Source organism: Flintibacter sp. (assembly GCF_046973065.1).
Map to the genome: position 1 here is coordinate 11,849 of NZ_JBKVXZ010000009.1, position 20,097 is coordinate 31,945.

The 20,097-nt window shown below is 58.8% G+C and carries 18 protein-coding genes; 11 read left to right on the plus strand and 7 right to left on the minus strand.

The genetic code is table 11. The features are described from left to right. Positions 1-20 precede the first annotated feature (20 nt). From ACLTXB_RS05275 to ACLTXB_RS05290, 4 genes are all read left to right on the plus strand, one after another. Positions 21-1,301 (plus strand): hypothetical protein, encoded by a 1,281-nt coding sequence (locus tag ACLTXB_RS05275; protein ID WP_428226274.1) that lies wholly within the window; start codon positions 21-23, stop codon positions 1,299-1,301. A gap of 109 nt (positions 1,302-1,410) precedes the next feature. After that, positions 1,411-3,012 (plus strand): glucosyltransferase domain-containing protein, encoded by a 1,602-nt coding sequence (locus ACLTXB_RS05280; protein WP_428226275.1) that lies wholly within the window; start codon positions 1,411-1,413, stop codon positions 3,010-3,012. A gap of 4 nt (positions 3,013-3,016) precedes the next feature. After that, on the plus strand, positions 3,017-3,976 hold the full coding sequence (locus ACLTXB_RS05285; RefSeq protein ID WP_020989546.1) for a glycosyltransferase family 2 protein: 960 nt from the start codon (positions 3,017-3,019) through the stop codon (positions 3,974-3,976). Beyond that, a complete protein-coding gene (locus ACLTXB_RS05290) occupies positions 3,966-4,406 on the plus strand; it encodes a GtrA family protein (protein ID WP_110440909.1) in 441 nt (146 codons plus the stop codon). The genes ACLTXB_RS05285 and ACLTXB_RS05290 overlap by 11 nt, the downstream gene beginning before the upstream one ends. Positions 4,407-4,464: 58 nt before the next feature. On the opposite strand, the gene ACLTXB_RS05295 is transcribed toward ACLTXB_RS05290, so the two are convergent. From ACLTXB_RS05295 to ACLTXB_RS05315, 5 genes are all read right to left on the minus strand, one after another. Next, positions 4,465-5,235, minus strand: coding sequence for a TIGR03915 family putative DNA repair protein (locus tag ACLTXB_RS05295; protein WP_428226276.1), 771 nt, complete (start codon positions 5,233-5,235; stop codon positions 4,465-4,467). Beyond that, positions 5,232-6,503, minus strand: a complete 1,272-nt coding sequence (locus ACLTXB_RS05300) for a putative DNA modification/repair radical SAM protein (protein ID WP_428226321.1) — start codon at positions 6,501-6,503, stop codon at positions 5,232-5,234. The genes ACLTXB_RS05295 and ACLTXB_RS05300 overlap by 4 nt, the downstream gene beginning before the upstream one ends. Before the next feature lie 131 nt (positions 6,504-6,634). Further along, on the minus strand, positions 6,635-7,456 hold the full coding sequence (locus ACLTXB_RS05305) for a mechanosensitive ion channel family protein (RefSeq protein WP_428226277.1): 822 nt from the start codon (positions 7,454-7,456) through the stop codon (positions 6,635-6,637). A 75-nt stretch (positions 7,457-7,531) separates the two neighbouring features. Beyond that, the gene (locus ACLTXB_RS05310) at positions 7,532-7,906 is read right to left on the minus strand and encodes a metal-dependent transcriptional regulator (RefSeq protein ID WP_428226278.1); all 375 of its coding nucleotides are present in this window, start codon (positions 7,904-7,906) and stop codon (positions 7,532-7,534) included. A 73-nt stretch (positions 7,907-7,979) separates the two neighbouring features. Beyond that, entirely contained in the window at positions 7,980-8,900 is a 921-nt protein-coding gene (locus ACLTXB_RS05315) for a DMT family transporter (protein WP_428226279.1), read from the minus strand. Positions 8,901-8,992: 92 nt separating this feature from the next. Here ACLTXB_RS05315 and ACLTXB_RS05320 point away from each other — a divergent pair, with 92 nt between their 5' ends. Genes ACLTXB_RS05320 through ACLTXB_RS05330 form a run of 3 tightly spaced genes read left to right on the plus strand, consistent with a single transcriptional unit; the run spans position 8,993 to position 11,053 of the window. Then, positions 8,993-9,604, plus strand: a complete 612-nt coding sequence (locus ACLTXB_RS05320; RefSeq protein ID WP_428226280.1) for a DNA-3-methyladenine glycosylase — start codon at positions 8,993-8,995, stop codon at positions 9,602-9,604. Further along, positions 9,591-10,256, plus strand: a complete 666-nt coding sequence (locus ACLTXB_RS05325) for an HAD family hydrolase (protein WP_428226281.1) — start codon at positions 9,591-9,593, stop codon at positions 10,254-10,256. The genes ACLTXB_RS05320 and ACLTXB_RS05325 overlap by 14 nt, the downstream gene beginning before the upstream one ends. A gap of 2 nt (positions 10,257-10,258) precedes the next feature. Then, a complete protein-coding gene (locus tag ACLTXB_RS05330) occupies positions 10,259-11,053 on the plus strand; it encodes an HAD family hydrolase (RefSeq protein WP_243142138.1) in 795 nt (264 codons plus the stop codon). 49 nt (positions 11,054-11,102) lie between these two features. Here the strand turns inward: ACLTXB_RS05330 and ACLTXB_RS05335 are convergent, their stop codons facing one another. Beyond that, positions 11,103-11,729, minus strand: coding sequence for an ANTAR domain-containing response regulator (locus ACLTXB_RS05335; protein WP_008980326.1), 627 nt, complete (start codon positions 11,727-11,729; stop codon positions 11,103-11,105). A 26-nt stretch (positions 11,730-11,755) separates the two neighbouring features. Beyond that, positions 11,756-12,973: a glutamine synthetase family protein gene (locus ACLTXB_RS05340; RefSeq protein WP_428226282.1), complete on the minus strand. Its 1,218-nt coding sequence runs from the start codon at positions 12,971-12,973 to the stop codon at positions 11,756-11,758. Between the two features lie 318 nt (positions 12,974-13,291). Between ACLTXB_RS05340 and ACLTXB_RS05345 the strand changes: the two genes are divergently transcribed. Genes ACLTXB_RS05345 through ACLTXB_RS05360 form a run of 4 tightly spaced genes read left to right on the plus strand, consistent with a single transcriptional unit; the run spans position 13,292 to position 20,088 of the window. After that, a complete protein-coding gene (locus ACLTXB_RS05345) occupies positions 13,292-15,391 on the plus strand; it encodes a glutamine synthetase III (protein WP_428226283.1) in 2,100 nt (699 codons plus the stop codon). Between the two features lie 18 nt (positions 15,392-15,409). Beyond that, the gene (gene asnB / locus ACLTXB_RS05350; RefSeq protein WP_428226284.1) at positions 15,410-16,987 is read left to right on the plus strand and encodes an asparagine synthase B; all 1,578 of its coding nucleotides are present in this window, start codon (positions 15,410-15,412) and stop codon (positions 16,985-16,987) included. Positions 16,988-17,000: 13 nt separating this feature from the next. Next, positions 17,001-18,458: an amidophosphoribosyltransferase gene (gene purF, locus ACLTXB_RS05355; protein ID WP_428226285.1), complete on the plus strand. Its 1,458-nt coding sequence runs from the start codon at positions 17,001-17,003 to the stop codon at positions 18,456-18,458. Between the two features lie 19 nt (positions 18,459-18,477). Further along, a complete protein-coding gene (locus ACLTXB_RS05360; RefSeq protein ID WP_428226286.1) occupies positions 18,478-20,088 on the plus strand; it encodes a CTP synthase in 1,611 nt (536 codons plus the stop codon). Positions 20,089-20,097: the final 9 nt, after the last annotated feature.

Consider the following 20,097-nt stretch of genomic DNA (forward strand, 5'->3'; position numbering starts at 1 on the left):
GACCAGTTTTTCCAGTGGTAATGACCCTGCTGCCTCTGGGTATGGAGGGGCTATACTGGATGTCCGCCTCCACCCGTATTGTGGGCGGGATGTTCTTTGGCTGTCTGGGGGCCGTGGCCTTTGCGAGATGGCTGGATACCGGGCGCTGGTACTGGCTGGCGGCCTATCTGCCCTTACAGCTTCTGCCCTTTGGGTTTTATGAGCAGAGTGCCGTGCTGTCCATGACGCTGGTGTTGGGACTGGCCCTGCTGGAGCTGCCACGGCGGAAATGGCGCTGCCTGGGAGCTCTGTGGGCTCCTGCTGCCATGGTGCTCTATTTTGCGTTTTTGTCCTTTATGGCATCCAAGAACCCCTTTGTCTCCCGCAGTGAGCTGGTGTTGCCTGACAGTCCGTATTACTGGGACGTTTTCCTGCCCCAGGTTCTGGGGCAGATCAAGAAGGCGTTCCTCGAGGGCGGCCTGCTGACCCTGGGAAAGGGCTTTATCCGGGGAATCCAGATCTTGCTTTCCCATGGCCTGTGGCTGTGGCTGGCGGTGATGGCGGCCGGGTGTGCGGGCTTTGGTTACCTTGCCTGGAAGGAAGATAGCCGCAAGTCGGACCGCACCGCAGTGGGGATCCGTCTGCTGGCCTGGCTTGTGGGCATCCTGCTGGCGGTGGCCCCGGTGACCCCGTTCCTGATTTTGGGCAATCCCTGGTTCTCTCTGCGGGGTACGGTGACTTCCTTTGTCGGAATCGCCCTGGTGGCGGATACGGTGGCGGAGCTGATCTTCTGCCGCTGGCGCAGGGTTCTGCCCTGGGCGGCGGCAGCCTTTGCGTTGGTATGTTCGATAGCCTGTCTGTCTGAATTAAGTGATTACCGGGACACCTATCAGACTGATCAGAAGATTGCACACGCAGTTTTGTCCACGCTAAAGGAGGACCAGGTGGCAGGTGAGACCAAAGTGGGCATTTTAAATCTGAAGTCCAGCTACCTTCCCGACCAGAATTTTTACTACCACGAGCATATCCACGGCTGCACAGAGAGCAGCTGGGCCTTTTCCGGGCTGATCACTGCGGTGGGAGGGCTGGGACTGCCCAGCGTAACGCCTCTGCCCACCACCCCAATGTATCAGCAGTGGAACTATGAGAGCAATCGCCCCGACCGCTTTGATCTGCTGTATTACTATGACGGCGAACAGTTGATTCCTGCCCAGCTGGAGGTCACTGGGGAGAAGAGCTATCGGGTGACGGATCGCCAGGGCAACCTTTTGGGAACCATCTGGGAGGAGAACGGAAATGGATATTTCCAACCCGCGGCGTAATGTGGCTCCCCTTGCAATTTGATACAAAGTATCCTACAATAATGCCTGCGGAATAAACTGGTCAGCGGTTTATTTACACGTATGGTTTGATAGAGAAGGAGGTCCTTTCATGCCCCTTGACCGCATTGCCGGAAATCTGTTTCAGCGCACCTCGTCCGCCCAGCGGGCCGCATTTTTGGCCTGTTTCGTATCGGGATACCTGGTGCACCTGTTTGCTTTTACCAATATCATTCCGAACTCCGATGGACTCAGCCGGGTCTTTGATCCCCAGCAGATGACGGTGTCCGGGCGGTGGTTTCTCCACTATGCCTCCGCCCTAAACAGCTTTACCCAGATGCCTGCCCTCATAGGCTTTTTCTCTATGGTTTTTCTGGCTCTGGCGGCGGTGGGCATTGTGAGCGTGCTGGGGATGCGCAGCCGGTCTCTGGCCGCTCTGCTGGGGGTGAGCATGGCCGCCTTCCCCTGCATGGGCTATACCTTCCTGTACATGTTTACCGCCTCTGCCTATTGTCTGGCCATTTTCCTGGCTGTGCTGGCGGTGGCGATGGCGAAAAAAGGTTGGCGATGGGCTGTGGCAGGAAGCTTGCTGCTGGCCCTGTCCATGGGCATCTACCAAGCCTACGCCGCCGTGGCGGTGGCCCTGTCGGTGCTGCTGATTTTAAAGCGGTGCCTCAGCCACCGGGCACAGTGTAAGGAGACCGCCGTGCTGGGTGTGCGCCTGTTGGCCTTCCTGGCGGTGGGAGCTGTGGCCTACTACGTCATTTTACAGGTGTTTTTGAAGGTAAAAGGGCTGGAGCTGCTGGAATACCTGGGGATGAGCCAGGCGGGCAGCGGTTATCCCATTGCTCAGCTGCCCTCTTTGCTGCTGTCTGCCTATAAGCAGGTGGTGGTGTTCTTCTTTGTGCCCGGTTCTTCCAACGCCTTTACCACTCCGCTTATGGCGGGGCTGGATGTGCTGGCTACCCTGCTGGCTGCGGTGTGCTTTTTCGCTATCCTGGTGCGCCGCTCCCTGTGGCGGGAGGTATGGCGGGTAGCCGGTGCGGTTGTCATGCTCCTGCTGCTGCCCGTGGCAGTGAGTTTTGCTCAGATTATTTCCCCCTACTCCGACGCCACCCCGATTATGAAGTACCCCTATGTGCTGGTGTACGCTGCCGTGCTGCTGTGTGCCGACTTGGGACTGAGCCTGCTGCCTCGCCCCCGTGCGGGCGTGACGGTCTCCTGGGCGCTGGCGGTCTGCATGGTTTGCCTGTGCCTGTATGGAGCCAACATCAATAATATCCTCTACACTGCTTCCGAGCAGGCCCACCGCTCTACCCTCAGCTATGCGACCCGGCTGATGGAGCGGATTGAGAGCTGCCCGGGCTACACGGGAGAGGAGGAGATCGTCATTATCGGTTCCTTCCCCGTGGACCGGATTTACTCCCAGATCGAAAGCTATGCTCTGGTGGATCATTACAGTGTCCCCCTGAACACGGTGGCTCCCCTCAATAAGCACATCTACTACTACCTCCAGGACTGGCTCAATATCCCCGTGGAGGAGCCGGACGAAGAGGTTATGCTGGAGGTCTCCCAGTCCAAGGAATTCCAAAAAATGCCCCTCTATCCCGCCGACGGCAGCGTCCAGAAGCTGGATGGCCGGATCGTAGTGAAGATCCAGGAGGAGTATACCCCCAAGAGCGACTACGAGATCGCCTATGAAAACAGGAGATGAACCCATGGATACACAGAACTCGCTGCGGGACGGACTGCTGACGGTAGTGCTCCCAGCCTACAATGAGCAGGATTCCGTTCCCCTGGCGGCAGATACCATCTGTCCTCTGCTGGAGAAAGAGGGAATCCGGCACGAGATTCTCTTTGTCAACGACGGCTCCCGGGACGGGACTTGGAAGGCGATCCAGGCCCAGACTGCCCGGCATCCTCAGGTGCGGGGAGTCTGTTTTTCCCGCAACTTTGGTAAAGAGGCTGCCATCTTTGCCGGTCTGGCCCAGGCCAAGGGCGACTGCGCGGTGGTGCTGGACTGCGACCTGCAGCATCCGCCGGAAAAAATTGTAGAGATGTATCGCCTGTGGCAGCAGGGCTACCAGGTGGTGGAAGGGGTCAAGGTGACCCGGGGCAAGGAGAGCCCCCTGCACACCCTGGCGGCCAAGACCTTCTACCACTTCATCAGCAGCGCCACCAAGATCGACATGTCCCGGGCATCTGACTTTAAGCTCCTGGACCGCCGGGCGGTGGATGTACTGGTGGCCATGCGGGAGAAGAACGCCTTCTTCCGGGCTCTGTCCTCCTGGATCGGCTTTGAGACCACCCAGGTGGAGTTTGAGGTGCAGCCCCGGGCGGCGGGGGAGTCCAAGTGGTCTATCCGCTCCCTGGTGCGCTACGCCATCACCAACCTGGCCGCTTTCTCCACCGCGCCCCTGCAGATCGTCACCTTCCTGGGTGTACTGGTGTTTTTGTGCTCCCTGGTGCTGGGTGGCTGGTCCCTGTGGCAGAAGATCAGCGGACAGGCCCTGGAGGGCTTTACCACGGTCATTCTGCTCCTGCTGCTTATCGGAAGCATCCTGATGATTTGCCTGGGCATCATCGGTTATTACATCGCCAAGATCTACGAGGAGATCAAGGACCGGCCCCGGTTCATTATCTCTCAGGAGTGCGGAGGCAAGCAGGATGACCGATAAGCTGAAAAAAATCTTCGATCCCACCTTCTTCCGCTTCATCGTGGTGGGCGTCATCAACACCCTGGTGGGCTACGGAGTGATGTTCGGCCTGTACAATCTGGCTGGACTGCACACCTGGGGGGACGCAGGTTACTGGATCTCCTCGGCGGCCAACTACATCATCGGCAGCATCGTCAGCTTTTTCCTCAATAAGCACTTCACCTTCCGCAACCAGGAGAAGGGCGCGGGCGTGGTGCTGCGGTTTGTGGTGAACATCTCGGTGTGCTGGCTGCTGGCTTACGGCCTGGCCAAGCCTGCCGTGGCATGGGTGCTTTCCGGCTGGGGACTGAGCGAACAGCTCCAGGGTAACCTGACTATGCTGGCCGGCTCGGGACTTTTCGTGATCCTCAATTACTTTGGCCAGCGATTCTTCGCCTTTAAGCAGCGTTAATGAAAAAGAAACGAACAGCGGACCGATCAGATGGATTCTGATCGGTCCGCTGTATTTTTCATTCCGCCAGAGCCTCCTGCTCCGGCGGGGCAAATTCGGTCATGTCTCCCCAGTACCGTTTGGGCATATGGGTCATGCGGCACTTGGGGTTGTAGCGCCCCTCAATGGAGATGGTGTGGTAAAAGCTGCGCCACATTTTTCGGTAGGCCAATTCCTCCTGGTCTGCCGGGCCTATTTCAAGGTCCTCCATAGGCAGGATGGCCCAACGGCCAGGAGTGTAGACCAGGGCCTCCTGGTGGGTCTTGTCGTAGAGGAGAAACTGTTCCTGAGGCAGGCGGGAGCAGAAGTGGATGCGCAGCAGGGGCAGTACCCGGTTTTTGGGCGTGATGGTTCCCACCAGCACGCCCTCCAGCTGGGAGAAGCGGACAAAGCCGGTGAACAGGTGTGCCTCGCTGCTGAGTGCCTGAACCGCCTTGTGGACCTGGTTTACCACCGGGTGGGTGAGGTCCCGGGTAAAGCCGGGCCCTCGCTTGTATCCCAGGCGGAGGAAGCACCAAAGCCAAAGTTCCCGGTCGGGCAGGCAGGTAAGAAATCCACGCAGCAGCCAGTCCTTTCCCGTCTTTCCCAGCTTGGCCTCCAGAGAGCGGTACACCCGCTGGGCCTTGGCCCGGTCGGTTTCCACCGATCGCTGGGCGTAGAAGGAGGCGCAGGCCTGGTCGAAGGGGGTGAAGTCAGCCGGCTCCTCCCGGTGGGTGTAGGCCTCAAATACGCAGGTGAGAAAACCAGCCAGGGAGCCGTCATAGAGATAGGAGACCTGAGTCCAGTTCATGACGCACCTCCCATGGAGAAGAGAGACAGCTGTTCCCATTCCGGTTGGGCCAGGTTGGGGGCCTCCAGAGCTACCAGATGGCGCAGCAGTCCATCCTGGCTGACCCGAAGCCCCCGCTCCATCCTGCCGGAACAGGTAATGAAATACTGGGCCCGCTTGAGCACCACCCCCAGCTGTTTGAGACCTTGGAAGTTCAAAGGGCCGAAGCGCCGGGCGGCCAAAATTCGCCGGGCACTTTTGACTCCAATGCCCGGTACCCGCAGCAGGGTCTCGTAGTCCGCCCGGTTCACCTCCACCGGAAAGTGCTCCAGGTGGCGCAGTGCCCAGCCGCATTTGGGATCCAGTCGGGGGTCCAGATAGGGCTGGTTTTCATCCAGAATTTCTTCCGCCTGGAAGTGATAAAACCGCAGCAGCCAGTCGGCCTGGTAGAGCCGGTGTTCTCGGAGCAGAGGGGGTTGGAACCCCTGAGGAGCGGGGAGCAGGGGGCTGTTGGATACGGGCATATAGGCGGAGTAGAAGACCCGCTTGAGGCGGTAGGTGCGGTAGAGCCCCTGGGTGAGGGCCAAAATCTGCCGGTCGCTCTCTCCGGTGGCTCCCACAATCATCTGGGTGGACTGCCCCGCTGGGGCAAACCGGGGAGCGTGGCGGTATACCTTCAGCTCCTGTTTGGAGACCGTGATCCCGTCCCGGATCTGCCCCATAGGGGCCAGAATAGCCTGCTTCTTTTTATCCGGAGCCAACAGGGCCAGGCTTTGGGCGCTGGGCAGCTCGATATTCACGCTCAGCCGGTCGGCCAGCAGTCCCAGCTGCTGGGTGAGCAGGGGATCAGCCCCGGGAATTGCCTTGGCGTGGATGTAGCCTCCGAAGCGGTACTCCTCCCGCAGCAGACGCAGACACTGGATCATTTGCTCGGTGGTGTAGTCCGGGTCCCGGAGGACGGCGGAGGAGAGGAAGAGACCCTCGATGTAGTTGCGGCGGTAAAAGCCCATGGTGAGCTCGCACAGCTCCCGGGGGGTGAAGGCGGCCCGGGGCAGGTCGTTGGAGCGGCGGTTGACGCAGTATTGACAGTCGTAGACGCACACGTTGGTTATCAGCACTTTTAACAGGGAGATGCACCGCCCGTCAGCGGAGAAGGAGTGGCAGCAGCCGCACTGGGTGGTGCTGCCGATGGTTCCCGGTCGTCCCGAACGGTTGAGACCGCTGGAGGTGCAGGCGGCGTCATATTTGGCCGCGTCGGCCAAGATCTCCAGTTTTTGCAGCAGCTCCATACCCTTCACCTCAAAATAGAACATTTGTACTATTATTATAAACTGGAGAAGAAGAAAGTCAAGGGGAAGTTTTTGGATGGAAAAAGCCCTGGCTGCCGGAAACGGCAGTCAGGGCTTTGCAGGAAAACAAGTTAAGGTTTCAGCAGATGGACGTTGAGATGGTTGTAGGTCATCTCGATGCCGTGGCGCTCAAAGGCGGGACGCACGGCTTCCAGCAGGGGATAGTAAACGTTCCAGTAGTCCTCCGTGGTGGTCCAGACCCGCACCACATACTCAATGCAGCTGTCCTTATAGGCGTTGAGCCAGATGGCAGGGGCGGGATCGGAGAGAATTTGCGGGAACTGCTCTACCACTTCCCGCAGGGCAGTTTTTACGGTCTCAGTGGGGGCGTCATAGGAGGCAGAAAAGAGCAGCTCCATGCGGCGGTGGCCCAAATGGGTGTAGTTGATGACCTTGGCAGCGGAAACCTGGCTGTTGGGGATGTAGATCTCCTTATTTTCCGGGGTGACCAGCATGGAGTAGACCAGACCCACAGTGGATACCGTGCCGCCCACATTGTCGATTTCCACATAGTCACCTACGACGAAGGGCTTGGAGACCATGATGACGATGCCGCTGGCCAGGTTGGACAGGGTGTTCTGAAGGGCCAGGGACACAGCCAGACCGGCTACGCTGAACACGGCAATGATGGAGGTGACGGGCACGTTCAAGGCGCTGAGGACCATCACGGCCAGGATAGACCACAGCAGCACCCGCACGGTAGAGCGGATATAACCCCGCACGGCGACGACCGCTTTGCTGCGGTTCAGTGCCCGGTCCACCAGCTTCATGAGGATCTTCACCACAATGATGCCGATGATGAGAGTTAGTGCACCCCGAAGGATGGTGGAGAGGGTCAGTGCCTGCCAGGAGACCCCGCCGGTTACCTGGGACAAAATGGAGTCAAGGGACATGGATATTCCTCCTTTGGATGGGTATTAAAAGGCGCGCGGCGGGACAAGCCCGAACGCGCGCCTGTAAGACGAATCTTATTCCGAAGTGTTTTGACTGACGTGCCGCTTAAGGCACTCAAAGGTCTCGGGGCTGATGTCGTGCTCAATGCGGCAGGCATCCGCGGCGGCCGTCTCCGGGGAAACGCCCAAATGGATAAGCCATTGGGTGAGGAAACGGTGGCGCTCATAGACCCGCTGGGCGTTGGCCTCGCCCTCCTCCGTCAGTTCCAGATGGCCGTCCTTTTCCATGGTGATGTAACCGTTGGTTTTCAGAATGGACACGGCGCGGCTGACAGAGGGCTTGGAATAACCCAGGTATTGGGCTACGTCGATGGAGCGGACGATGCCCTTCTCCTGGCGCAGCACCAGAATGGCCTCCAGGTAGTCCTCACCGGACTCGTGCAGTACCATAGTCGGGCCTCCTTTACGTGAAGTTTTAAGAATCAGTAAACAATATTATACCATAATCTCACAATTGATTCAACTAAAAGCTGTCTGCGGTCTGTTCCTTGGAGGGACTGCGCTTAGAGCGAAGGAAGGAGAACTTGGTCTCCGAGCAAATGACCGCCACAAAAATCAGTGCAAAGCCGGCCAGCAGACGGGGAGTGACCGGGTCGCCGTAGAACAGCACCGAGAACAGTACGCCGAATACCGACTCCAGGGATAAAATCACCGAGGCGGAGGAGGGGTCAGAGCCTACCTGTCCCACATTCTGGAACAGCAGAGCCACCGTGGTGCACACCACACACAGATAAAGCAGAGGCAGCAGTACCTGCGCCTGAGAGAAGATGGCAGCAGGGAAGGGCTGGAAGAGGGCGGCGCTGATCAGAGACAGGATTGCCGTACCTGCAAACTGGAAGACAGTAATGAGGTAAACGTCCTTGCCGGGGGAGAGCTTGTTTACCGCTACAATGTGCAGGGCGTAAAACAGAGCGCTGACCAGGGTGAGCAGATCCCCTATCGTAATGGTGAGATCGCCGTTGAGGGATACTAGGCCAACTCCGGCAACACACAGCACAGCATCCAGAATGTTATAGCGGTCGGGGCGCTGCTTGGCCAGCCACCAGTAAAGGAAGGGGACCAGTACGCAGTAGACCGAAGTCAGAAAGGCGTTTTTCGAAGGCGTGGTGTATACCAGACCAAAGGTCTGGGCGCTGTAAGCCAGATAGAGGAAAGCACCCAGAATTCCGCCGCGCCAGATATAGTCCTTTTTAAAAACAGTCCCCCACTTCTTCCAGCAGAACAGCCCCAGCAGAATGGCTCCCGTGCCGAAGCGGAAAGTGAGCAGCCAGAACACCGGGGTAGCATCCAGCGTATTTTTCATAATGAAGAAGGAGGTGCCCCAGATAAAAGCGGCCAAAAACAGCATGGGTTTGGCCAGCTTGCGGGAGAGGTTGGATTTCATTGCATTTCACTCCTGTACGAAGTTGCATTTTTACGGGAAACATGGTAGGATACCGTTGCTTTGAACGTATTTCTCTCCTGGAGGTGAGATAGGTGAAGATCCTGCCAAAGTCCTTTTATGACCGGGATACCGTGGAGGTGGCCCGGGACCTTTTGGGCAAATATCTGGTGCGGGAGTATGAGGGCAAGACGCTGATGTGCCGCATCATGGAGACGGAAGCCTATGTGGGACGGATGGACAAGGCCTGCCACGCCTACGGGTATAAGCGTACGCCCCGCACCCAGACTCTTTTTGCGCCGCCGGGCACCGCCTACATCTATCTCATCTATGGAATGTATCACTGCCTCAATTTGGTGACCGAACCGGAGGGGGAACCATGCGCAGTATTGCTGCGAGGGGCGGTTCCCGTCCAAAACAGGGATATTATAGCAGACAATCGCTTTGGCCGCAAGGGAAATGAGCTTACCAGGTATCAAACCAGCCATTTTTTGGACGGGCCTGGAAAGTTGTGTAAGGGACTGGCTCTCACCCGGGAAGAAAACGGTCTGGACCTGACCGTTCCGCCTCTTTACGTGTGCGACGGACCAGCACCCGACCCGGCTAAGATCCATGTGGGACCCCGGGTGGGGATCGACTATGCGGAGGAAGCGGTGGACTTTCCCTGGCGGTTCTGGGTGGAGGAGGATGGATATGCTGTTTTTTGATCTGGACGGCACCCTGCTGGATTCCAACGGGGTGTGGCTGGACATCGATGTGGAATTTTTAGGGCGGCAGGGGATCTCCCCGGTACCGGCCGACTATACCGACTATGTGGCCCACCACAGTGCACCGGACGCCGCCCGCTACACGAAAGAGCGCTTTGGGCTACCCCATAGTCCGCAGGAGATTTTAGATGCCTGGATGGAACTGGCCCGGGAGGCCTACGCCCACACGCTGCCTCTGAAGCCGGGAGCGAAAGAGTTTTTGCTGCGCTGCCACCAGGCGGGGGAGCGGATGGCGGTGCTCACCTCCTGCATGCCGCCCCTTTGCCAAGCGGCTCTGGAGCGCCACGGCCTGCTACCGCTTCTGGAGCGGGTCATTACCACCAAGGAACTGGGCCTGGAAAAGCGCGACTCTAACCTCTACCGCCGGGTAGCGGAGGAGATGGGAGTGGCCTGTGGAGACTGCCTGCTCTTTGAGGACGCTCCGGACTATTGTGCTGCCGCCCGCCAGGCGGGCTGGTCGGTGGCGGGGGTAAAGGATGCCCTGTTTGAAGGTCGGGAAGCGGAGCTTCAAGAGCTGTGCCGCTACTGGGTAGAAACCTTCCAGACCCTGCCCACGGAGCTGGAAAAGCGGATCTTTCAAGGAGAAACATGACTATGGTGAAATTGATCGTCAGTGATATTGATGGGACTCTGCTGCCCTATGGGCAGATCAACCTGCGGCCCAGCCTGTTCCAGGTGATTGAGCAGCTGCGGGAGCGGGGAGTGATCTTCTGTCCCGCCTCTGGGCGGCAGTACCACTCCCTGCGCGGTCTGTTCGCCCCGGTGCAGGATGAGCTGGCCTATCTGTGTGAAAACGGGGCCATTCTCTATGGAGCGGGCCGGGAGGAGGACGCCCCGGTACTGGGCAAGACTTCTATGCCGCGGGAGGCGTCTCTTGCTCTGGCAGAGGACATCCTGGCTCTGCCGGGCTGCCAGCTGCTGGTGTCCGGCGCTAACGTGAGCTATGTGTGCCGGTGTACCAGCGACTATGTGTCCATGCTGAAAGATGAGAAGGGCAACCGAGTCCAGATTCTGGAGCATCCCCGGCAAATTGAGGAGGACATTTTGAAGGTGTCGGCTTACTGCCCCGCAGGGACCAAAGAGCCTGCCCAGGTTCTGGGACCCCAGTGGGGGGAGGCGCTGCATATGGCGGCGGCAGGTCCCGACTGGCTGGACTTTACTCTGGCAGACAAGGGAACCGGCCTGGAGCAGCTGTGCCGGGCGCTGGGAGTCTCGCCGGAGGAGACCGTTGCCTTTGGGGATAACTGGAACGACGCTGCCATGCTTCACCGGGCTGGCCGGGGCTACCTGATGGAGCAGGCCGACCCGGAGCTGGGCAAGCAGTTTTCTCTGCGCTGCAGCGATGTGGAAGAACGGCTGCGTGATTTTTTGGCGGGAGGAACCTTATAAATAAACCGCGCTGAGCGACAGACAAAGATCTGGAACTCAGCGCGGTTTTTTATGGCAGAGAGGAGAATGGGTTATCACTCAAAGGGGGCTGCCCGGCGTAGGTCTTGATGATGTCCTGGGCCACCTCCCGTTTGGAGACACGGGTGTCCATAGACTGCTTTTCGATGTAGCGGTGGGCCTGGGCTTCCGTCATGTTGAGACACTGGATGAGCAGCCACTTGGCCCGGTTCACCAGACGAATCTCTTCCATGCGCTCTTCCACCGACTGCTGTTTGGCCTCCAGCTTGCGCAGCCGCTCCCGCAGGGCACAAAGTACCCGCAGAGAGTGGGTGATCATGGGCAGAGAGGTGGGCTTAGACAGGGTGAGCACTCCGTGAGGGGTCACTTTGGAGTAGACGTCGTTATAAAGCGCGCTCTTCACACACAATAGAACTCCAGCGTGGCTGGTGCTGCACACGTCAATAGCAAGACGCATACCAAAGTCGTCCTGGAGAGGGGCATTGATGAGGACGATATCGTACTCCTTGTCCAGCAGCGCCCGGCGGGCCTCTCCACAGCTCTTTACCATGTTTACTGGGAAGAAATCATTGCGGGGGAGCAGGTCGGAGACGGTGCGGTCAAAGGCGGCCGAGGCCGAAACCACCAGTACGCTGTACGTGCGTTCCTGGAATACCATAACATCTCCTCCTTCTCCAAATGATATCAGCCTCTCCGGCGGCAGTAGGCGGCGACTACCGAGGGGGGCAGGTGCTGGGTGACAAACTTGCTCTCCCAGGCGGCGCTCATAGCCTCTTCCAGGCAGGTGGGCAGCCGACGGTAGCGGGAGAGAACACCGGCGGGCGCGGTGTAGAGGTTAAAGTCGGCGGGAGCAGGAAGGGTGAGCCCCTGCTTGATGCCGTAGAGTCCCGCATAGATGAGCATGGCAAAGGCCAGGTAGGGATTGGCCGCAGGGTCGGCGGAGCGCAGCTCCGCACGCCGGAACTCGCCGACGGCAGCCGGAATGCGGATCAGCTGGGAGCGGTTCTCCGAGGACCAGGTGATGTAGCCCGGGGCCTTGCTGCTGCCCAGGCGCAGATAGGAATTAGCGGTGGGGTTTAAAAATGCGGTAAGGGGATAGGCCTGATCCAACAGTCCGGCGATAACATGGGGCAGGGGATCGCTGCCCTCTGGCCCCTTAACGGAGAAATTGATGTGCAGGCCGCTGCCTGCCCGGTTGCTTAAAGGCTTGGGGGAGAAGTCGGCCCACAGGCCGTTGTGGGCAGCCACCGTCTTAACAATGGAGCAGAAAGTGACCGCATTGTCGGCGGCGGTGAGAGGATCGGAGTAACGGAAATCGATCTCGTTTTGCCCCGGTCCCTCTTCGTGGTGAGAGCCCTCGGGCTGGATGCCCATCTGCTCCAGGATCATGCAGATCTCCCGGCGGATGTTCTCTCCCTTGTCCTCGGGAGCCACGTCCATATAGCCCGCCTGGTCATAGGGCTGGGTGGTGGGATTGCCCGCCTCGTCGGTTTGAAAGAGATAAAATTCCATCTCCGAGCCGAAAGCAAAGGCGTAACCCTCCTGAGCGGCCTGGGCCACAGCCTTTTTCAGCAGCCCACGGGTGTCGGAATCCAGGGGAGTGCCGTCCGGGTGGGTGACGTCACAGAACATGCGCACCACCCGGCCGTTCTCCGGCCGCCAGGGCAGGGAGATGAGGGTGGCAGGATCGGGGTGGAGAAAAAGATCAGAGCGGACCTCTCCGCCAAAGCCGGCAATGGCCGAGGCGTCAAAGGCCACGCCGTAAGTGAATGCCCGCTGAAGCTGGCTGGGCATGATGGTGATGTTTTTTTGCTTGCCGTATACGTCGCAGAAGGCCAGACGGATGAACTTCACATCCTCCTCCTGGACGAACTGGATGACTTCTTCCGGTGAATATTTCATGGCGTGTATGCCTCCCTTGTGGGCGGGAATCAACTCCCGGGATGAAATAAAAAAGGGACGTTCCGGGGGAAAAAGGGGACACTTCTCCCAGGGAACATCCTTGTTCATGGTAGATAAAATACTACATTCGGCGGAAATTGTCAATTTGCTCTTTTGGAAAAACACACGGCTTCAAAGGCAAGAAATTTTTGTGATTCCGCCCTTGACAATCCGGAGGGGGGAAGGGTATAGTATGCCCATGAAAAGACGACGGCGTCTTGGAAGTGAAATTCCAGGGCGCCGTCGCCTTTTTTTGAATTTTTGAAAGAGGTGAGTCACATGATGACCGTACCGGAGTATTTTGGATGCAAAGCCTTTGACGACCGCGTGATGAAGGCCAGACTGTCCCAGCCGGTGTATGAATCGCTGCGCAAGACCATGGATGAGGGGGCCAAGCTCAATCTGTCCGTGGCCAATGCGGTGGCCCAGGCTATGAAGGACTGGGCCGTGGAACAGGGAGCTACCCATTTTACTCATTGGTTCCAGCCCATGACCGGGATCACGGCGGAGAAGCATGACAGCTTCATTAGCCCGGCGCCCGATGGGCGGGTCATTATGGAGTTCTCCGGCAAGGAGCTTATCAAGGGCGAGCCGGATGCCTCCTCCTTCCCCTCCGGCGGCCTGCGGGCTACCTTTGAGGCCAGAGGCTATACCGCCTGGGACCCCACGTCCTACGCGTTTATTAAAGACGATACCCTGTGTATCCCCACCGCTTTCTGCTCCTACGGAGGCGAGGCGCTGGACAAGAAGACCCCGCTGCTTCGTTCCATGCAGGCGCTCAACAAGCAGGCACTGCGAGTGCTGCGGCTGATGGGAAATGACACCGTCAAGTACGTGCGCACCTGTGTGGGACCGGAACAGGAATACTTTTTGGTGGACAAGGCCCTCTATGACCGCCGCCCCGACCTTATCTACACCGGCCGCACTCTGTTCGGTGCACGTCCGCCCAAGGGACAGGAACTGGACGACCACTACTTTGGTTCCATCAAGCCTCGGGTGGCTGCTTACATGAAAGAACTGGATGAGGAGCTGTGGAAGCTTGGTATCCTGGCCAAGACCGAACACAACGAGGTGGCTCCCGCCCAGCACGAGCTGGCTCCTATCTACACCACCACAAACATCGCCACCGACCACAACCAGCTCACCATGGAGATCATGCAGAAGGTGGCCGCCCGCCACGGTCTGGTGTGTCTGCTCCATGAAAAGCCCTTTGCCGGAGTAAACGGCAGCGGCAAGCACAACAACTGGTCCATTTCCACGGATGAGGGAGTAAACCTTCTCTCTCCCGGGGATACTCCCCATGAAAACGCCCAGTTCCTGGTGTTCCTGTGCGCGGTGCTCCAGGCGGTGGATGACTACCAGGACCTGCTGCGTATGTCGGTAGCCACCGCGGGCAACGACCACCGGCTGGGTGCCAACGAGGCTCCGCCCGCCGTGGTGTCCGTCTTCTTGGGAGATGAGCTCACCGGCATCCTGGAGGCCATCGAAAAAGATGCGCCTTACGCCGGAGTGGAGCCCACCCAGATGAAGCTGGGAGTCCACACTCTGCCCCGGTTTGCCCGGGATACCACCGACCGCAACCGTACCTCTCCCTTTGCCTTCACCGGCAACAAGTTTGAGTTCCGGATGCTGGGCTCCTCCAACTCCATCGCCTGTGCCAACATCATGCTCAACACCGCGGTGGCCGAGTCCCTCAAGGAGTATGCCGATCGTCTGGAGGGAGCGGGAGAGGACAAGAACCAGGTCCTCCACGACCTCATCCGGGAGACTGTGTCCAAGCATAAGCGCATCATTTTCAACGGCAACGGTTATGACGATGCCTGGATCAAAGAGGCTACCCAGGAGCGGGGACTGCTGAACCTGCGCACCACGCCTGACTGTGTGCCCTGCCTGCTCAGTGAGAAAAATGCGGACCTGCTCACCGGACATAAGGTATTCTCCATGGCGGAGCTCCGTTCCCGCTGCGAGATCATGCTGGAAAACTACACGAAGACGGTGAGCATCGAGGCCCTGACCATGATCGACATGGCCCGGAAGGAGATCCTCCCTGCGGTGGAGGAGTACACTGCCTCAGTAGCCGCCGGAGTTGCGGCCAAGCGGACTGCAGTGGCTCAGCTGAGCTGCAGCTATGAAGCAGGACTGGTGAGCAAGCTGTCTCAGCTTACCGATCAGATTGCTCAGCGCACCGACGAGCTGGAACTGGCTATGGTGCACTTGGGAGATGAGAGTGACGTGATGGTCCAGGCCGACTATGTGCGGGACGAGATCCTGCCTAAGATGGGCAGCCTGCGGGCAGCGGTGGATGAGGCAGAGACCATGACAGCGAAGAAGTATTGGCCCTTCCCCAGTTATGGGGAACTGCTGTTCGGCGTGCGCTGAATATAAGGAGGAAAAATTATGTGTTCCATCATGGGATATTGCGGGGAGGGTATGGATTACGAGACCTTCCGACAAGGATTTGACCGTACTCTCTCCCGTGGACCGGATGACACCCGGATCGTAGATACCGGGATGGGCTTGCTGGGCTTTCACCGTCTGGCCATCATGGATCCCCGGCCGGAAGGGATGCAGCCCTTTGAGCTGGAGGGAAGCTTTGTAGTCTGCAACGGCGAGATCTACGGCTTTGATGCTCTGCGCAAGAAGCTGGAGGGCAAGTACACCTTTGTCAGCGACTCCGACTGCGAGGTGCTGCTGCCTTTGTATCGGGAATATGGAACCGATATGTTCCGCATGCTGGACGCAGAGTTTGCCTGCATCCTCTTTGACGCGGTGAGCGGCAGCTATGTAGCCGCCCGTGACCCCATCGGCATCCGGCCTTTGTATTACGGCCGGGATGAGAAGGGCGTCATGGTCTTTGCCAGTGAGCCCAAGAACCTGGTGGGCCTGGTAGATAAGATCGCCCCCTTCCCTCCGGGACACTACTATAAGGACGGCGTCTTCGTGCGCTATGCCGATATGACCCGGGTGGAGCGGCCGGTGTACGACGATCTGGATACTATCTGCCAGAACATTCGGGAGAAGCTGATTGCCGGTGTAGAGAAGCGGCTCATTGCTGATGCCAAGGTGGGTTTCCTTCTCAGCGGCGGCCTGGATTCCTCTCTGGTGTGTGCCATCGCAGCCAAGAAGAGTTCCAAGCCCATTCGTACCTTTGCCATCGGTATGGATACCGACGCCATCGACCTGAAATACGCCCGGGAGGTGGCTGATTACATCGGCAGCGACCACACCGAGGTCATCATCAGCCGGGACGATGTGATTGAGGCCCTGGAGCCGGTAGTTGCCCTGCTGGGCACCTACGACATCACCACCATCCGGGCCAGCATCGGTATGTACCTGGTGTGTAAGGCTATCCACGAGCAGACCGACATCCGGGTGCTGCTTACCGGAGAGATCTCCGACGAGCTGTTCGGTTATAAGTATACCGACTTTGCCCCTTCCGCCCAGGAGTTCCAGCATGAGGCGGAGAAACGCATCCGGGAGCTGCACATGTACGATGTGCTCCGGGCCGACCGGTGTATCTCGGTCAACTCTCTGGAGGCCCGGGTGCCCTTCGGTGACCTGGACTTTGTCCGCTATGTCATGGCGATCGACCCCGAGAAAAAGCGCAACCACTACGGCAAGGGCAAATACCTGCTGCGCCGGGCCTTTGAGGGGGACTACCTGCCCACTAACATTCTCTACCGGGAGAAGGCAGCCTTCTCCGATGCAGTAGGCCACTCTCTGGTCAACGATCTGAAGGACTATGCGGAGAGCTGCTACACCCAAAAGGAGTTTGCAGAGAAGTGCAAGGCATATACATACGCGCAGCCTTTTACCCAGGAGTCTCTTCTTTACCGGGAGCTGTTTGAGAAGTACTACCCCGGCCAGGCGGAGATGGTGGCTGGCTTCTGGATGCCCAACCGCAGTTGGGAGGGTTGCGATGTGGATGACCCCTCGGCCCGTGTGCTGTCCAACTACGGCGCTAGCGGACTGTAAGAAAAGATACAGCATGAAGGAGGAACAGAGAATGTGGGGAGAGGAGCGGCACCTGCACGAGGAGTGCGGTGTATTTGGGGTGTGCAGCCCCAAGGAGCAGGATGTGGCCAGCCTGACTTATTACGGCCTGTTTGCTCTGCAGCACCGGGGACAGGAGAGCGCCGGCATCGTGGTCAACGACCGGGGGGTGTTCTCCACCTGCTGCGACGTGGGACTGGTCAGTGAAGTATTTCCTCCCCAACGGCTGGAAGCGCTGGGCCAAGGAAATATCGCCGTAGGCCATGTGCGCTATGCCACCACCGGCTCCGACCATAAGCGCAACGTACAGCCCATCGTTATCAACCACTTCAAAGGGCGTATGGCTCTGGCCCACAACGGCAACCTCACCAACTCTGTGCCTCTGCGCCACAAGTTGGAGGAGCAGGGCTCCATCTTCCACACCACCACAGACTCGGAAGTCATTGCCTATCTGATCGTCCAGGAGCGGCTGCGCCAGCCCTCCATCGAGGCGGCAGTTTCTGCCGCCATGGATCGGCTGGAAGGGGCATACTCCCTGGTCATTTCCTCCCCCGCCAAGCTCATTGCGGCCCGGGACCCTATGGGGTTCCGGCCGCTTTGCTTGGGAAAGCGGGACGACGGGAGCATCGTGTTTGCCTCCGAGTCCTGTGCTCTGGATGCGGTAGGAGCCAAGCTGGTGCGGGATCTGCTGCCGGGGGAGATCGTGGTGGCCGACGCCCAAGGGGTGCGGACCGACACAAGTCACTGTGGACGGACCGCGCCCCACCTTTGCGTGTTTGAGCTTATTTACTTTGCACGCCCAGACTCGGTGATCCAGGGCTGCAGTGTGAGCCATGCCCGGGAGCGGGCGGGGGCTTTCCTGGCCCAGGAACACCCGGTGGAGGCGGACGTGGTAATCGGTGTGCCCGACTCCGGCCTGGATGCCGCGCTGGGCTACGCCAAGGCCTCCGGCATCCCCTACGCCATCGGCTTTACGAAAAATCGGTATGTGGGACGCACCTTTATCGCGCCCACCCAGGCTATGCGGGAGGAGGGCGTGGACCTGAAGCTCAACCCAGTGCGGGAGGCGGTGGAGGGCAAACGAGTGGTCCTCATTGACGATTCCATTGTTCGGGGCACGACCTGCCAGCGTACCATTGCCATGCTCCGCCGGGCGGGGGCGAAAGAGATCCACATGCGGGTCAGCGCGCCGCCCTTTGTGGCCCCTTGCTACTACGGTACCGACATCGACAGCGGTGAAAACTTGATTGCCAACCACCATAGTGTGGAGGAGATTGCAGATATCATTGGGGTGGATTCTCTGGGCTACCTCAGTTTGGAACATACCAGGGCGTTGGCAGGCCGGGAGATGGGCTTCTGTACCGCCTGTTTTGGCGGAGGATATCCCACATCGGTTCCCCAGAGCGGAGAGAAGGACCGTTTTGAATATAAAATTCCCCGCAAGCCACAATAAAAGCACGGGAGGCTATGATATGAAGTATATATTTGTGACCGGCGGTGTCGTGTCCGGACTGGGTAAGGGCATTACCGCTGCATCCCTGGGCCGACTGCTGAAGGCTCGGGGGCTGAAAGTGGCCGCCCAGAAGCTGGACCCCTATATCAATGTGGACCCGGGGACCATGAGTCCCTACCAGCATGGAGAGGTGTTTGTCACCGAGGATGGGGCGGAGACCGACCTGGACCTGGGACATTATGAGCGTTTCATTGACGAGGACCTGAACCAGTTTTCCAACCTGACTACCGGGCGGGTCTATTCCAACGTGATTGCCAAGGAACGCCGGGGGGAATATCTGGGCAAGACCGTGCAGACCATCCCTCACATCACCGACGAGATCAAGCGGTTTATTTACTCCGTAGGAGAAAAAACCGGGGCCGACGTGGTCATCACGGAGATTGGCGGTACCACCGGCGACATGGAGAGCCAGCCCTTCCTGGAGGCTATCCGTCAGGTAGGACGGGAAGCAGGCCAGGGCAACGCGCTGTATATCCATGTCACCCTGGTGCCCTACCTGCGTGCCTCCGGGGAGCACAAGTCCAAACCCACCCAGCACTCGGTAAAGGAACTGCAGGGCTTTGGTATTTCACCGGATATTATCGTCCTGCGCTGTGATGAGCCCATTACCGACCGGAGCGTGTTTGAGAAGATTGCAGGCTTTTGCGGGGTACGGCCCGACTGCGTGATCGAAAACGTGACTCTGCCCAGCCTGTACGAGGCCCCTCTTATGCTGGAGGCAGCCAATTTCTCAGGGGTCGTGTGCCGGGAGCTTGGACTGCGGACTCCGCCGCCTGATCTGCGGGAGTGGCGGGAGATGGTGGAGCGTATCCGCCGGCAAAGCCGCAGCGTCACCATCGGTCTGGTGGGCAAATATGTTCAGCTCCACGATGCCTACCTCTCGGTGGCCGAAGCTCTGCGCCACACGGGGTATGCCCTGGATACCCGGGTATATATCCGGTGGGTCGACTCGGAGGGGCTGACCGGAGGAACGGTTTCCTCTCAGCTGGACGGGCTGGATGGGATCTTGGTTCCCGGCGGGTTTGGAAGCCGGGGGATCGAGGGGATGGTTCTGGCCGCCCAATACGCCCGGGAGAAGCAGATCCCCTACCTGGGGATCTGTCTGGGTATGCAGATTGCCGTGATGGAGTTTGCCCGCCATGCGGCGGGGCTCTCCCAGGCCAATTCCGGAGAGTTTGACCCGGCCTGTCCGCAAAAGGTCATCGACTTTATGCCCGGGCAAAATGATGAGATCGACAAGGGCGGTACGCTGCGTCTGGGCAGCTATCCCTGCCGGGTGCAGTCGGACAGCCGTCTTTACCAGTGCTATGGTGAACCGTTGATTTACGAGCGTCACCGTCACCGCTACGAGTTCAATAATCAGTACCGTGCCCAACTGGAGATGGCCGGGCTGAGGCTCAGCGGCCAGTCTCCCGACGGTCGGTTGGTAGAAGCGGTGGAGATCACCGGACACCCCTTCTTTGTGGGAGTTCAGTTCCACCCGGAATTCAAGAGCCGTCCCAACCGTCCTCACCCCCTGTTTCGTGGGTTTGTGGCGGCAGCCGGCAGCCGGAAAGAACAAGTAAAATAAAAAATGTCC